A 14,811-nucleotide genomic window follows, 5' to 3' on the forward strand; every position below is an offset into this window, starting at 1 on the left:
GTTACTCCGTCAGAAGGAATGTCGATGTCAAGTTCAGGCTACCAAACCCCACGAGGGGCGGATTTCCAAGCGCTGTTCTGCATGCACTTGACCAACCCGATACTGTCAATGCCCGCGAAAACTCGATCGACACGGGATCGCACACAGCCGAGCTCACCACGGCGTAGGCCGTTGACGGATCGTCGCAATCCACGAATGCCGACAACAACCCCGCACTGTGCATCCAGACGCTGATATTTTCGTTGCAGTTAAGCGCGATAATAAAAGTACGGCCACACGCCGATGGCAAGTCGAGCTCGCCGCACCAACGGTCATAGGGTGGCCCCTCGAGGTAGTTCATCTCAAACGTTGTGCCTACGAGCGCAGGAGCCAACGACGCTGCAATGGTTGCGGTCAGTGTCGCGGGGATGCCATCTGGGCAACACGGGGTTGCCACTCCCGGCTCTGAACTCTCCGATCCTTCCGACGTCGGTTCCACCAAAGGGCCGTAACCCGTGTCGATGTACCCCAACTGGTTGTTGGCGGCGTCCATCTGCCGCCAGAGCCGCGCGACATCGACTTCCGCCTGACTCACCGATCGCTCGAGCTGACGAAGCCGCTGAAGATTGCCGCCGTAACGAAGGGGGAGTGCCATCAGTCGCCAGCGCCTCCCGGAATTGGTCGTGGCAGCGGGGCAACAGAACCTAGGGTCTTCGAGGCCTCGGCCGCGCCGCCGGGAAGGTAGGCGTGGTCGATGCTTGAGGGAAGCAATCGTTGCAAACGAGCAATGTCCGTGATCACACGGGCTTGCCGGCGTTCGAGTTCCCGAATCCGCTTGGCCTGTTCCTTCTCGAGCTGGGTTCCCATCAGTCGAGCCCCCTCTTGAAGCGTTCGCGTTGGAGTCGGTCGAGATCGTTGCGGCGTTTGTTCTCGGCGGCGGAGTTCCCCTCGTTCTTGCCGCTCAGGCTGACGATGTACCGCCGACCGTCGATCTCGATGAACGGAATGAACCCTTCGTCCGACTCGATCACGAACTGGCTCGCGGGAATCTTCAGCCGCTTCTTGAGCTGCTCGGGGTCGACCTGGGTGAATTCGAGATGATCGGAAGAAAACGTCAACGTGGTCAGGTTCTCGGCGTAGTCGAACTCGACGTCGGTGACGATCGCGTTGATGTCTTCCCAGTCGAGCGTCTCGGGGTTCCCCTCTCCATCGAGCCCCGTGAAGTTGACGCGCTTGTTCAGCCGGAGGAAGTCGTAGTGGATGCCGTGCAGCGAACAGCCGCCGGAGTAGACGACATCCTTGTGCCCTTCGAGGATCTGCTCGGCGATCCGCTCGAACTTGCCCTTCCGCTCATCGTCGGTGACTGGGGAGCCACGATCGTAGCCCGTGGCAAGGAACTCGTCGTAGCGGTGCATCTCGTTTTGGATGCCATATCGTTCGTAGGCGGTTCCCTCGAAGCCGCTGGCTGGTTTGCGGACCTTGAGCGGCTCGCCGTAGTAGGTGTAGTAGAGGCGAACACCGATCGGCAGAATTGACTCGTCTGCCGGAAACGTGATCGGGTCGCGATCCGTGCTGAAGTTCTCGGCACTCGATGACGAGGAGACCGAAACGGATGCCGCCGCGGGGAAGCTCTTCACCGCATGGTAAGGAACCTGGATCACACCGTTGGCGGCATTCTCGATGAACCAGCCGTTGAGGTTCTCCCAGCCCACCGCGTCATCCCACCGGGCCTGAAGGCTCGGCTTGATGGTCGTCCGCTTGGCGAGCCCGGAACCGAAGATGTTGGGGGAGAACATTCCGACGAAGATTGGGTCGCGGAGCCGTCGCCCCATCTGCCGATACTCTTCCTCCTCGATCTGCCAGCGGCGAAAGACGGATCCGACCTCGGTGTCGAAGAAGTTCGAGCCCGAGGGGCCGTTCTGGAGAAACGAATCCTGCTCTTGGTCGGTCCAGAGCCTCTTGAGCGTCACACAGAGGAAGGGCGTCTCCTCCGAGCTGTCACACCCGTTGCTGTCGAGGTCATCCTGGTAGGCGACCGCCGAGCTGAGCGCCTGCGGGCCGTAGATCGTGACCGCGGTGAACCGTTGTTCGATCGAACGCTCGAGGACCAGTGACAACACCTGCGGGGTCGCGTTCGGGTCATTGAGCGTGAAGGTGACCTGGGGCGCCGCTTTCACATCGCGGAGTCGCCATTTGCGTTCGTGCTCGCCGGGGTGGAAGAGGTAGCGGTAGCGCGGGTAGTGGCTCAGCGTGCGATCGAGCGCGGAGCGAAGCGTCTCCGACTCGAAGACGACCTTCTCCTGCGGCTCGTAGGTTAACTCGGCGAGGTCGTCCTCGTCGTAGGCCTTCTCTTCCGAGGAAGACGAGGAGTCCTCGTCCGGCGCCGCAAGAATCTCCCGCAACTCGTCGATCGGATCGTTCAGCAGATCCTTGACGATCTCGGCGATCGAGGCGCTGTTGTTTCGCTCGAAGGCCTTGTCTTCATCTTCCTCGATCTTGACGTTGTAGACGAGTCGCGGCACCCGGTGGCTTCGGGTGTACGGCAAGCTGAAGACGAAGACTTCATCCGCCGCTCGCTTGGTGGCGTCGTAACAGGTGTAGTCGACCCGGTTCGATTCCGAGGGCGAGATGTCGTGGACCCATCCCTCGAAGATGGGACGGTCTTCTGACTCGTCGAAGGCCTCGTCAATGAGCTTGATCGCGGTTCGCGGGGCGATCGGCAACGTATGCTGCGGGGCGAGGATCGAGAACGTCAGCGTCGTCGCGTGAGAATACGCAACACTGAGTTGTAGCTCGACGATGCCTTCCCCGGGCATGTCGACCTCCGCCCAGCCCTCAACGCCAAGCTGGAACATTCGTAGGCCACTGTAGTTTTCCGGCGGCGGTGGCGTTCCATCGAAGCCAAAGTCAACCGGGTTGCTGATACTCACGATGCGTCCGCCAGTACGACAAGGGTTCCGCGGGCCAGCGTGACGGTCTCCGCTCCGTCGACGCAGTCGTCGCTCGAACTTGAGGATGCCGACGAACCGTCAAGGATGGCTCGCAAGTCGTAGCTGTAGCTCCCCGGCGTGAGTCCAATGGTCTGCCCGCACCGCAGTTCGACCCGAACCGACTTGTTCGCTCCGGTGGCGTTGACGACTTCTCCCGCAGCGAGAAGGGTGTTCCCAGAGATCCGAAAGAGGATCGTCGCGTCGGTGAGTACCGGCCATGTCGCCGCCGCGGCCGTCGTCCACGTGAGAGCCCGACCTTGGCTCACGGTGTAGTCGTCGCCCTTGACGAGAGTGACGGTACCCGATGCCGCGACGATCGAGACGATGGTGAGGTTGCCGGTCCCGATGCGAGACAGGGCCGCTCCCACCGTCCCGTCGCCGTAGTTCCCGGTGGACGCGGCGAGGGTGAACTCGACTTCTCGCGAGCCGTCCCAAGAGACGAAAGATTCGGCGATCCGCTCATCCGCTGGCCCGGCGCCATCGGTGTCGGAGCTTGAGGACGAACTGGAGCTGGACGCGGAGAGCAATCGCTCGAAAATGACGATCCAGTACCGTCCCGCCGTGGTGATGGCAGTCGGGAAGTCGGCGAAGTAGAAGCCGCTTCCGATGTCGACTTCGGGGAGTTCAAGGAGGAAACTATCCCAACTCCCCGTGGAGAAATCGACGAACGCCGAGCCGCTCCACACCTGCCCCGCCTGGTTGAACAGGAAGAAGTAGAGGTCGGCGCCACTCTCGTAATTCGCTTTCACTTCGTTTGCCATGAGTTACTCCCATCAACCGTCGCATTGCTCTCGCTTGGTCGCTTGCGGTGCCGATCCCCTACTCCGTCGACCACGTCACATCGAGTTCGTTGCTCGAGGAGAGAGGCTTGAGGGCCAGCCAGTTGGTCGAGAGCGTTGCCAATTCGTTGACACTAGACTGCATCGACAGGGTCTCGAGCGGGATGCGGTCGAACGTGAAGGTCGCGGTCGTGTAGGTGCCGGAGGCACTGCCGCCGTGCTTGCCGCGAAGGGCCAGTTCGATCGAGTATTCCAGATCGTCGTTCGAGCGGTTCAATGCGTCGAACGTGTCGTCGATCTTGAAGATCTGGAACGTGAGCCGAACGAGCCGCTGCATCGCGGGGAGCTTCTCGATCACCTTCGAGTTGACGAAGTACGGCTTGAGGTTGTTCTGGATGTCGATCTGGAAACTGATGAAGTCGAAATCCTCCGGGGAGGATCCACCGACTCCGTCGGCATCCAGGGAGAGCGTCGCGTCGGCGAAAAGGAAGGCGTCGGGTTCGTCGCTCGTGTCCGAGAGCGATTGGACGGTGATGCCGCCGGTTTCGTCCTTGCCGATGAGATCGAGTGACATCGTGATGTCGCCACCCTCCGCTTGTCCGGAGATCTGGCAGGAGTTGACGCGGAGTCCGTTGTGGCGCTTGTCGTCGGTTCCCTCCTCGCTGATCTCGGCCAGGAACGAGTCGAGTTCCAGTCCCGACGGGGCGGAAAGGGCCTTGTCGATGAAGAACTGGGCGATCGACTGGCCACCGGCATGATGGCCGAACAAGGGCGCGGCGAGTGTCCCCTGCAGCGAGCGATTGACGAGCTGATTCTTCGTCTGTTGGCGACGACCGGTGAAGAGTTCACTTTGACGGTTGTTCCGTTGAACGCCGACGTCGTACTGCGATACCGGAACGTAGACGTAGGTCGGCGAGCCAGGCGTCGTTCCGAACTGTGTCTCCGAGGCGACGTGGATGTAGCGCTGCCAGCCGGCATATTCGGCCATGAGAGTTCTCCTTAAGAGGCGGTGCGGGGGTTCCATTTGATGCGCAGGACGATGGTCCAACTCCAGAGCGTCGCTCGGGGCCCATCGTTCCTCGCCAAGTGAACGCGCTTGGCGCTGATGTTCTGAATCGACTCGGGCGGATAGCGCGTCGCCGCCTCGACGAAGGGCAAGTTCGCCGCGCTCGAGTCCTCGGGCCCCGACTGGTAGAGGGCCTTGGTGATCTCCTCGATCAGTTCCTCACCGTGGCGCACGTCCCAATGACGAGTCCAGAGGCGAGCGTCGAGAGCGTAGAGAATCTGACTCGTTTGCGACGCCGCCCACTGGTGACGCTGACTCGCCGGTGAGATCGCCAACCCCGGCAGATCGCCCAGTGACGGTGCCGGCTCCGGCCCTTGGAGCGTGCCCGTGTCTTCGAACTTCCACTTGCGGCGGAAGGTCGCCGCGAGGGCGGGCCACTCGTCGATGGCGGCCCAGACCGATTGCCTGGCTGTCGTCAGAATTGATGTCGACACGTTGTCACGTTCCTACTGCTGGTGGCGATTGAGGCGTGTTCGAGCGATTGCTACCTCGCACGCTCGCGAGGGAGCGTCGGGTTGCCCACGCGGGGCAGGCTCGAGTGTCGGGTCTCGCGATCGAAGCGATCGGAGGGATAGCTCAGCCCCGGCACGCGACGGGTTCCGAGCCGGACTTCCTCGAGCCAGCCCCGCGAACGCTGCGCGGCATTCGTCAGCGAGGCGGGCGGGTGACTCCCACGTCGTTCCGCCAGATGCTCGCTCGCCAAATCGATCGCACGCTGGCGGAGCCAATCGTTGGTCCCGGCGATCGGAAGATTCACGTGGGGCAGGAGCGATCCATCGATCTCGGCGCCCGCGGCCCGAATCGCTTCGTCGATCGCCGCTTCCCGCTCGTCGCTCGAGGCGACGTTGTCGGCGTCGTCGTCGGCGACGTAGAGGATGCCGGCATCGCCGAGGCGTTTGACCAGATCGTCGCTGGTGCAGTAACTCATCGCTGACTCCTTGGTGGGCCCGGCGGGCAAGCGCCAGGGGGATGCGTTGCCCGCCGGGGTGAGTCTCCGCGATCGATCGCCGGTTATTGGATCCGATCGCGGAGAGGGGATGCAACTGGCTGGCGCGATCTAGGTGAAGTCAACCGTCGGCATCCAGACCGCCTTGGGATTCGCGAACGCGTAGACGAAGTTGGTACCCATGCGAAGAACGAGCTTCGTCGGGTTGTCGACCAGCTTGACGTACGCGAAGTCGCCGAAGACCTCGGTGATTTCGCCGAGCGCCTCGTCGATCGTCGATCGCAGCCCCTCGAAGCCGGTGATCATCTCCGAGCCGTTGACCGCCCGTAGCCACGGACCGACGTCGGGCGTGATGATCGCTCGATCAACCGGAATGTAGGGCTTGGTCGTGCCGTCGGCGGCGGCGTAACGGCCGCTGTAGAAGTGCCAAGTCCAACCATTGAGATCTTCGATGAACGACCCGCGGAGCACCTGGTCGATCTTCTCCGGGGAGCCCTGGACGTACTGCTGCAACTGGGTGTTGTCACGAAGCCAGCGCTTGGCGGAATGGTGGAGCCAGATGTGCTTGGGCTCCTCGGCGTTCTCCTCCTCCGCGGCGATGCGGATGTCGTCGAGATCGTCGAGGATCTTCGCGGATGTCGAACTCCACCTGGTCCCGATCAGGTCGCCGGAGCCATTGAAATCGAGCTGCCCCTTGTGTCCGTCGGGGACGCCGAAGTCGACGGTGTAACTGGCGCCGCTGGAGCTTTCGAGGACTTGGCCCTCGTTGTTGAAATGAATCTCGCCGTCGACCAGCGTCTTCGCCAGGCAGACGGCGCGGAAGATGAGATGCCGATCGCCGAAGTCCTCCATCTGGCGATGGATCTCCTCGCGTCCTTGCTCCTGCAACGTCTGATCGTCGGGACGACGCACCATCCGAAGCGACTCGGTCGAGAGATTGACTTCGTTGAACGCGTGCAACATGTAGACTCGGCGCTCCGCGGCGCTGGTCGGCTGAAGGACGCGAGCCGGTTGGCCGCGGAAGTTGGCTGGTGCCGGCTCCTTCATCGCTTCGCGATAGGCGAACTCGAAGCGATCGCCGGTGTAGTCGCGCGATTGGCGACCGTAGAATTCCACCAGCGGATGGTGGAAATACTTGCCGGCCTCCTCAACGTAGGTCTCGGTCATGACGCGCGGGTGAAGGACTTCATCGAGCGTGTACATCGGGGCTCCTCAGAATGGTTGGGGGAATGACTGGTTCGGTGCGGTCTATTGGCCGTGCTCGTCGCTGAAGCGGACGCCGCTCAGCTTCGCGCTTGAGTCCGCGCGGATGGCATCGAGGTCGCCGAGAAGGAGGGATGTCCGAACGACGCCTTGGATGAGCAGGCCGGACGACTTGTGGACGTCGACGGTGTTGTCGTCGTTGCGGAGGGAAACCGAGTCGAGCAGGATGCCGCGACAGGTCGCCGAGCCGTCCTCGGCGAAGACCGCGTCGTTCTCCTCCACGTCGATCGCCTCGTCGACGGTGAGCGAGTTGGCGTCGTAGTCGACCGCGGTGACGCTCAGTCCGGTCTGGCTCCCGACGGTGATCACGTCTCCCACGACGAAGGGCGCGGCGGTGACGACCGTGAGCAGACTGGTTCCCTCGCCGGAGCTCGAGGACTCGTCGGCCGCGAGCGTGGTTCGCTTGCAAGGAGACCAGAGCTTGCTCGCGGTGACCTGGCCCATCAGCCAGCCAGCGCGAATCTCGTGTTCGTAGCCAACGAGGCCGCCGTCGCGACTCTCCTTGCCGACGATGATCGGGACGCGGACCGCGCCCAGATGTGACAAGAGGATGTCAGGACTTTCGAGCGTGTGGATCGTCTCGTAGCCGGGAAGTGAACGATTCATCTAGGGATTCCTCTTTAACGATGGTTCGGGTGGATTGAGAAACGACGAGGGTGGCGGGTCACTCGGGACGAAAGCCGCGGGCGATCTCCCGTGCCCGTTGAGGCGACATCGGGTTCCGGGCGCCGACGACGGGTGGTTGACTGGTCGCCGCTTGCCGGGTCCGCCGCCGAAGGGGGAGCGCCGCTTCGCTGGGAATATCCTCGAAGGGTGTCAGCAGCGACAAGCGGAAGCCGATCGAGGCTCCCGTCTCGAGGAGATCGGCACGTCGCGCGGGGAGGATGCGTCCTTGCCGGACCAGCCGGTCGAGCGAGTTCGTGAAGTGACGCTCACGCTGAGCCAGGCTCTTTCGGCGTTCGGCGGCGAGTCGACGCGTCGTCCGATCGAGCGCGAGTTGGAGCTGGTGCACATCGGTCGGGGCGTCGCCGCTCCTTGGGACCGAATGCTCCGCGTCTTCCTCGGTGACTTGATCGTCGAGCACGCGCTGTTTGAGCTGGAGCAACTCGTCGAGAAGGGTCTCGGCGTTCGTGTCGGGAGGAAGTTTGAGTCCCAAACCCGATGCGTCGAGCAACGCGTTGATCGCGGCGATGACGTCCGAGATCGAGACGCTCTCGAACTCGCTCGAACTCTCCTTGGGAGGGGACGCGTCGGGCGTGTTCGGGGCGAGGTCCGTGGCTGGGCTGGAGCGATGGTCCTTGGGCATCGCGGATTCTCCTTTGGAGGAAAGGGCTAGTTGACGAAATGGCTGTTGATCGGACACGACAGGGAGGGACACGAGCGCCAAGTGAGTCAGCATCATGTCGTAGCGGTGGCCCGCCCCGTCGCGCCAGGGAGCTTGGACCTCGACGGAGACGTCCTGGACGGTGGTGCCGATGCGACGAACATCGTCGTGGCTCGCGGCCCAGAAGCGGGCGACGAGGCCGTTGTCCACGACGACCAGAGCAGTGAGTTCGCCGATTTTGTCCCGGGCGTCGTCGCTGTGGTTCCAGACCACGGGGATGCGAACGCCCCGGCCGCGAGCACGGCGCCAGGAGTCGGCGAGCCGGCGGAGTGTCTGCTGGGTGACACGCCAAGGGCCTTGAGGAGTCTCCCAACGGCCGGCGCGCAGGATTTCCTTCTCGTAGTAGCGTCGTGTCGCCACGTCGGAGGCGCGGTCGTCTGGGGCGATCGCGGGGTGGGCGGATTCCTCGACGCCGCCGACCGCCAGACGCAAACGGAAGCGCCGTGGTGGTGGCGAGTTCGAGCCGATTGCCCGAGAGTCACTGATGGTTGGTTGCTGAGTCACGCAAGCCCTCCCGGCGATACCGGCCAGGTTCGACTTGCTGCTTGCTTCACTCGATTGGTGCGTGAAGATTACTCGTCGGCGAGGATCGATTCAACGGCTACTCCAGCGCGTCCTAGAAACTTTTTCGTCGTCGGTTGGCAACGTCGTGACATGGCAATGGCGCGAGTGAGAAAGGCGGGAGAAAGGATGCCGTCGGTCCGTCTCCAGACGCGCGAACCTCCCGTCAGAGCGAGAGAGTCCAGTTGGGGATTTCCCCCAAGTGGGGGGCTTGGCTATACGCCGATTGATCGCGGAAGCATTGCCTGGTGCCATGTCCATGCTCGCATGGGCATGCGGGAAGCGCCTCTCTATTGGGAAGACACCCGATGGGGCACGGATCTATGGTCGCTGGTCGACCCGGCGACCGAGAAAACTGGTGAGGATTTGGAGAAGATCGCGATCAGCGAGGAGAGAAGCCCCCCGAGAACGAAACCCAAAAAATGGCGGAGGAAATGCGCCAGATGGGTGATCGACAAAATGGCGATCAGAAACAGAATGAATTGACCCTGGGGCCGCCGCCCAGCCGAAGCCGCGGGAACCATACCAGACCGGGCGGCGGACACCAGGTCAATGCTTCACACCGCATGTCAACACTCGTTCGGTTGACATGTTGGGTGCCGACGGGATGGGCGAGCCGGTCATGCCAGTCCGCCCGAGCAACCCCAAGTCATTCTAGCGTCGACGTTTGCTCAACCCCTCGAGCGTCGCGTCGACTTTCCCTGTCAGCACTTGGACCTAGTTTGCGAAAGCCAAGTCTTTTCCGCATTAGGGAAAACCCTAGCGCATCAGCCTTTTCTTGCGTTTCTGACCCCGATTTTTCCGCCGCCCCTCTCTAGACTTCCGTTGGTGCGGTTTCCTCCAGCATTTCGCTCAGACGGCCCGCTCTCCAACCGGCCCCGGAAGACCAACCGGGCCCGCGATCCATTGCCCCTTCCTACCGGACGCGACCGAACCGGAGATTGGTGTCGCGATTTCGATCTGAGTACAATGGCAGCGAGGCATGAGATCCAACAATCATGCCCCACGGACATCAGCGACTTTGGTCGATTGGGGTGACCCGCGGCCGGCGTCGCGACGCGACCACGGAAGCCGCGCGACGGTCCTCACGAGTCCGACCGCGGCGGCTGCGTTTGAGGATCCTCTCCGCAGGGGGCAGCATGGCATCGTCGGATAGGTCGCATTCTCCCGTGCATGGTCGTCGACCGACGGAAACCGATCCGCGCCTCGACTCTCGGTTGGCCGCGATCGACGTCGAGGCTCGACGGGTGTGGATCTCCAAACTGCTGGGGCGAGCGATTGGCCCGTTCCGCCCGAGTCACCTTCTCTGGAAAGACGAAACCGGCGCCTTCCTGGAAGCGACCGAGATGGCCAAGGATCGCAAGGTCCGCTTGAAGGTCCTGTGGCCGCAGATCGTGATGGACGACGAAGCGCTCTCCCGCTTCGTGCGCGCGATGCGTGTCACCATCGACCTCAAGCATCCCAATCTCATCCGCTTGATCGCGGCCGGCAATGACGGCGACTACTGTTACATGGCGTCGGAACTCTTCGACGGCGAACCGCTCGGCATGCTCATGGGCCGACACGGTCGCCTCGAGCGTCTCAGCATCGATCAGGTACTCAGGGTCGGCATGGATATCGCCGCGGCGCTCGATCACGTCGTCGCGCGAAACATCGTTCATCGTGACATCAGGCCGTCAAACATCCTGATCGGTCGCGACGGGACGGCCAAACTCGACAACCTCATCGTCGCCAAGGCGATCGCGGGCGCCAGCCACGACAAGATTAGCGTTGTCGGCGTGCACGAGTACCTCGTCGACTTGGCGTACATGTCGCCCGAGGCTCTTCTCGAGGAGGGCGCCATCGGCTTCACGGCGGACATCTACTCGCTAGGGGCGACTCTCTTCTACGCCCTGACGGGACAGCCGCCGTTCGCGTCCGAGACGTTGGTCGAGCTGGGTCGACAGATTCGGGAAGAGCCGCCGATCTTTCCGGAAACGCTTCGGCAGAACGTTCCCGTGGAACTGCAAAACACCATCGGCCGCGCGATGGCCAAGGACCCGAAGGATCGCTTCAGCACTCCCGGCGAGTTGCTGCGAACGCTCGCCTCGATCGCCAAGTCGGTCGGCTTGGACGCCTAGCGGTCCGGCGCGCTCGTCGCTGCCTATGCCACGTCACTCTCTCGGATGGGATGTCCGCGCTCGCGCGAGCGTGCTGGAAAGAGCGCTGATTGCGGAAGGCATCCTCAAGGGTTGCGGGAAACGCATGTCACTGTCTATCCTGTTGGGCCTCGTCGTCAGTCATTGGACTCTCCGATGCCGGCGCCGCGGTCGAACTCGCCAGAGGCACATTGGCGATCTCGAAGAGCTTGCGGGCGTCGACGACTCCATTGGTGAACCACGGCGAGACATGCGGAGCCGTCAGCAGCGAACCGACCAACTCGATGAGTTGTTCCTTGCGACGGCTGCCAAGGGGTTGACGCGTCAAACGAACCGACGGCCGTCGGTCCTCGGGCCAGTTCAGCTCCACGAGTTTCCTGATGACATAGCGTTCGAAGCTCGTCGCGAGTTGGGCGAGGATGCCTTCGCACGTGTGCAGCAGCACCGAGAGGTGTGTCGACGCCATCGCGTAGGAGCCGGTCGAGCTGTCTTGCGTGATCGCTCGTTCGGGAATGCCGAGCGAACGCAGCGCCGCGGCGTCGAGCGACTTGCGCCGGAGTTCGAGCGGTCCGCTCTCCTTCTGTTCCGGTGACTCCTGATAGTCGTAGAGATAACGCCCCTCGCGGTTGGTCTTGCTGGAGAGGACCAGGACGCCACCGCTTTCAATCTCGTTGCAGCGTTCGCGCATCACGTCCATCGGGTCGACATACTGACCGTCGGCGCCGACGACGCCGAGATCCCCCTGGTCGATGATCGGATCGACGTCCGCCTTCTCGGGCGCCCTCGCCACCGCGTGGCCGATCGCGAACTTCGAGTACCAGATCTCCTCTTGGCGTTCGAGCTGTCGTCGCTGTTTCCATACCTCGAGCGCCGCGCCGAGATAGCGACTGCGGCCATGGGGCTCCAGGGGCGTCGGGTCAAGCGCGAACCACCACGCGCGATCGGGCTCCAGCAGCGCGGTGTGCCCTGGGCCACGCAACTCGACTCCCGCGAAGGAACCCTCCGCGTCCAGACGCAGCCCGCTTCGCTCGAACGGAAGGTAGTCGAGCCCCGCGAGCAGCGCGAGCCCCGAGTCCGCGTCGATGCGGTACGTCTTCTCGAACGCTGCTCGTCCATACGCGATCGCCCGCAGTCCATGCGGCAGGACGAGATGCCAGTGCTCGAAAAGGTTCTTCGCGAGCGGTTGGGCCCGCGGGTCCTCGGTCTCGATCGCGACCTCCACCGATTCGATGATCGACGTCAGGATCACGTAGCCGAGCTTGAACTGGTAGTCCGCCTCGATTCCCTCGACGAGTCGAGCCAGCGACGCCGGTTCCTGGCGACGGGCCTTTCGGAGAATCGCGTGATGCCGAGCGCGAAGCGGCGCCTCGGCGCGGTCCTTGTTGACGGGGCGAGATCGGGGAGTCGAGTCATTCATGATTGGGCTCTTCTTCGTTTGCGGGTTCGTGAACAACGGGCGTTCTTCTTCGTCCTGGCGGTTCTCGGGAGGGAGGCTTTGGGGCGCGGGGGCGATGTCGCGTGGACACACGCCGCGTCGTAGCCGAGCGCCGCCGCCCAGAAGCGATCGGCGTGCCCGCTCGCGCTTCGTTCCGTCTCGACGCGATCGACACCACCGACGATACGGGTTCGTTTGACTTGACGCAGATCGTCGCGCAGGACCGGATCGTCGGGAATCCGGACCAACCGCTCGGCGAATGCGACCGCCAGGCGGCGCGCGAGTCTTCCCTGCACGCCGGCCGAAAGGACAACTCCCTCGACGACGCCGGGATGGCTTGCCTCGAGTTCCTCGGCCAACTGGTAGCCGATGCCGCCCTTGTCGATCGCGCACGCGACAACGTGCCGCGTCAAGCGTTTGCTGATCGCGTCGCGCTGTTCGCCAAAGGAGGCCCCCGCGAGGACCGTCAAGTCGCGACACCAACAGACATCGCCCATCCGCTGCCACGTCCAGATCACCGTCAGATCGCGCGTGCGGCCGACGTCGACCCCGAGGTAGAGCTCCGGGCGCTCTCGTTGCTTGGGGCCCTCCTTGTTCCAAAGCGTCTCGGTCTGGCAAGCGATGATGTCCTCGAACCGCAGGATGCCCTCCTCGTCGGCCGACCAATCGCCGTCGAGCAAGTGAGAGCGGCTCAACGGGTCGAGTTGCCCGAGGCTCTCGAGGTAGCTTTCCCGTTCGAGATGCGGGTTGTCCATCAGGGTCGCGGAGAGGAAGACCCGCTCGGGGGGGCGCGGGTCGAGCAGGAATCGTTGGCGAACCCAATCGTGTCCCAAGCCGCCGGGATTCGTCGCCGCCCGGATTCGCAGGGGGACGAATGCTCCCTGAAGTCGTCGCAGTCGCGAGAAAAGGTACGTGTAGTCGGTTTCGCGAAACTGCGTCAGCTCGTCGAAGCCGATGTACTGGAACTCGCTCGACTGGTAGCGGTAGCGATCGCGCGGGTGGTCGAGATAGCCGAAGCTGAGCGTGGAGCCCGAGGGGAATGTCCACGTCTTGTCACTCTGGTTCCACTTCGCGTCGGTGCCGGCGAGCCACTGATGGGCGCGGTCGATCAACGCCCCAGGGAGGGCGAGGTCGGCCAGGGTTCGTCGAAAGAGAACCGCCGCGTAGCCCGGATGATCGACGTATTGCAGGGCCGCCATGAGGAGGGCGTCGCTCTTGCCCCCGCCCGCCGCGCCGCCAAAGAGAGCCTCGAGCCCCGAAAGGAGCAGGAAGGCCGCTTGCTTGGTTGTCGGCCGATGGACGATGTAGTCAGTCATCCTCGGCTGAGTCAGTTCCTTCAGGCGCGGCAGGGACGAGGCCAGACTCCGCCAGGACCGCGAGGATGGAGGCGATTCGATCGATGTCATGGTCCGGTGACTCCTTGGGCGTGGACCGTGGGGCGGCGCCGTCCCGCGAGGGCGCTCGTTGATTGGAGAGGCCATCGAGCCCCAGGAGCTTGCCGCGTCGTTCCAGGATCTTGAGGGCACGATCGATCGACTTCTCGTCCCCCTTGAGCGCGGAGGACCAGACCGACACCAGGAGCCGATTGAGTCGTTCGAGTTCCAAGAGGCGTACCTCCTCGGTCGTCTCTCGACTCGATTTCCTCAAGGCGCTGGTCACGGCTTGATGGGCGGAGCGCCGGTTGGAGTAGCCGACCTTCTCGGCGATCTCCTCGTAGGAGAGTCCCGCCTTTCGCAGTTCCAGAGCCCGTTCTTGGCGCGAGCACGCCGCCGCGGTGATCGTTCGTTTTGCTGTCATGTGTCCATTCCATGTCACTCCCCTGATCCTCGATTGCTTCCTCGCTTGCTGCCGGATGTCATGCCCGGGCTCCACTCCCCGTGGTGGTTCCCGCATTCGTCTCTGGGGACCAGAACACCGAGAACCACTCGCGTCAGGCAATGATGCTCTCTTGACCTCTCCTGGGGGAGAGGTCGGCGAACATCGTGAGCCGGGTGAGGGGGCCGAGCGACTTGATGAACCCGCATCGCTCGTGGTTCCGGAACCCCCTCGCCCCTAACCCCTCTCCCGCAGGGAGAGGGGAACAATCGGACAACCTCTCCCACAGGGAGAGGGGAACATCGGACTGTCACTTTCCCAACCTCTCCTGGGGGAGAGGTCGGCGAACATCGTGAGCCGGGTGAGGGGGCCGAGCGACTTGGCGAACCCGCATCGCTCGTGGTTCCGGAACCCCCTCACCCCTAACCCCTCTCCCACAGGGAGAGGGGAACATC

At 63.2% G+C, this 14,811-nt stretch carries 14 protein-coding genes; 1 reads left to right on the plus strand and 13 read right to left on the minus strand.

What is annotated here, in order from left to right; genetic code table 11:
- Position 1 precedes the first annotated feature (1 nt).
- The 10 genes from Pan216_RS04030 to Pan216_RS04075 form a co-directional block, all read right to left on the minus strand.
- Positions 2–634: a hypothetical protein gene (locus Pan216_RS04030; protein ID WP_145255148.1), complete on the minus strand. Its 633-nt coding sequence runs from the start codon at positions 632–634 to the stop codon at positions 2–4.
- Positions 634–846 carry a hypothetical protein gene (locus Pan216_RS04035; RefSeq protein WP_145255151.1) on the minus strand — a complete coding sequence of 71 codons (213 nt, stop codon included), beginning with the start codon at positions 844–846 and terminating at the stop codon, positions 634–636. The genes Pan216_RS04030 and Pan216_RS04035 overlap by 1 nt, the downstream gene beginning before the upstream one ends.
- On the minus strand, positions 846–2,909 hold the full coding sequence (locus Pan216_RS04040; protein WP_145255154.1) for a hypothetical protein: 2,064 nt from the start codon (positions 2,907–2,909) through the stop codon (positions 846–848). The genes Pan216_RS04035 and Pan216_RS04040 overlap by 1 nt, the downstream gene beginning before the upstream one ends.
- On the minus strand, positions 2,906–3,730 hold the full coding sequence (locus Pan216_RS04045; protein WP_145255157.1) for a hypothetical protein: 825 nt from the start codon (positions 3,728–3,730) through the stop codon (positions 2,906–2,908). Before Pan216_RS04045 ends, Pan216_RS04040 begins: the two co-directional genes overlap by 4 nt.
- A gap of 58 nt (positions 3,731–3,788) precedes the next feature.
- A complete protein-coding gene (locus Pan216_RS04050) occupies positions 3,789–4,736 on the minus strand; it encodes a phage tail tube protein (RefSeq protein WP_145255159.1) in 948 nt (315 codons plus the stop codon).
- Positions 4,737–4,747: 11 nt separating this feature from the next.
- Complete coding sequence (locus Pan216_RS04055) at positions 4,748–5,248, minus strand: hypothetical protein (RefSeq protein ID WP_145255162.1); 501 nt, start codon at positions 5,246–5,248, stop codon at positions 4,748–4,750.
- A gap of 50 nt (positions 5,249–5,298) precedes the next feature.
- Complete coding sequence (locus Pan216_RS04060) at positions 5,299–5,742, minus strand: phage protein Gp36 family protein (protein ID WP_145255165.1); 444 nt, start codon at positions 5,740–5,742, stop codon at positions 5,299–5,301.
- A gap of 129 nt (positions 5,743–5,871) precedes the next feature.
- Positions 5,872–6,963: a major capsid protein gene (locus Pan216_RS04065; RefSeq protein ID WP_145255168.1), complete on the minus strand. Its 1,092-nt coding sequence runs from the start codon at positions 6,961–6,963 to the stop codon at positions 5,872–5,874.
- Between the two features lie 45 nt (positions 6,964–7,008).
- A complete protein-coding gene (locus Pan216_RS04070; protein ID WP_145255171.1) occupies positions 7,009–7,629 on the minus strand; it encodes a hypothetical protein in 621 nt (206 codons plus the stop codon).
- A 58-nt stretch (positions 7,630–7,687) separates the two neighbouring features.
- Positions 7,688–8,911, minus strand: a complete 1,224-nt coding sequence (locus tag Pan216_RS04075; RefSeq protein ID WP_145255174.1) for a hypothetical protein — start codon at positions 8,909–8,911, stop codon at positions 7,688–7,690.
- Positions 8,912–10,107: 1,196 nt separating this feature from the next.
- On the opposite strand from Pan216_RS04075, the gene Pan216_RS04080 reads away from it, so the two are divergent.
- Positions 10,108–11,088 carry a serine/threonine protein kinase gene (locus tag Pan216_RS04080; protein ID WP_419193238.1) on the plus strand — a complete coding sequence of 327 codons (981 nt, stop codon included), beginning with the start codon at positions 10,108–10,110 and terminating at the stop codon, positions 11,086–11,088.
- Positions 11,089–11,215: 127 nt separating this feature from the next.
- Here the strand turns inward: Pan216_RS04080 and Pan216_RS04085 are convergent, their stop codons facing one another.
- The 3 genes from Pan216_RS04085 to Pan216_RS28040 are packed head-to-tail and all read right to left on the minus strand — an operon-like array spanning position 11,216 to position 14,338.
- On the minus strand, positions 11,216–12,523 hold the full coding sequence (locus Pan216_RS04085) for a phage portal protein family protein (protein ID WP_145255180.1): 1,308 nt from the start codon (positions 12,521–12,523) through the stop codon (positions 11,216–11,218).
- A complete protein-coding gene (locus Pan216_RS04090) occupies positions 12,520–13,947 on the minus strand; it encodes a phage terminase large subunit (protein WP_419193239.1) in 1,428 nt (475 codons plus the stop codon). Before Pan216_RS04090 ends, Pan216_RS04085 begins: the two co-directional genes overlap by 4 nt.
- A complete protein-coding gene (locus Pan216_RS28040; protein WP_419193240.1) occupies positions 13,850–14,338 on the minus strand; it encodes a hypothetical protein in 489 nt (162 codons plus the stop codon). The genes Pan216_RS04090 and Pan216_RS28040 overlap by 98 nt, the downstream gene beginning before the upstream one ends.
- Positions 14,339–14,811 lie beyond the last annotated feature (473 nt).

This window comes from Kolteria novifilia, assembly GCA_007748055.1.
Lineage (GTDB): Bacteria > Planctomycetota > Planctomycetia > Kolteriales > Kolteriaceae > Kolteria > Kolteria novifilia.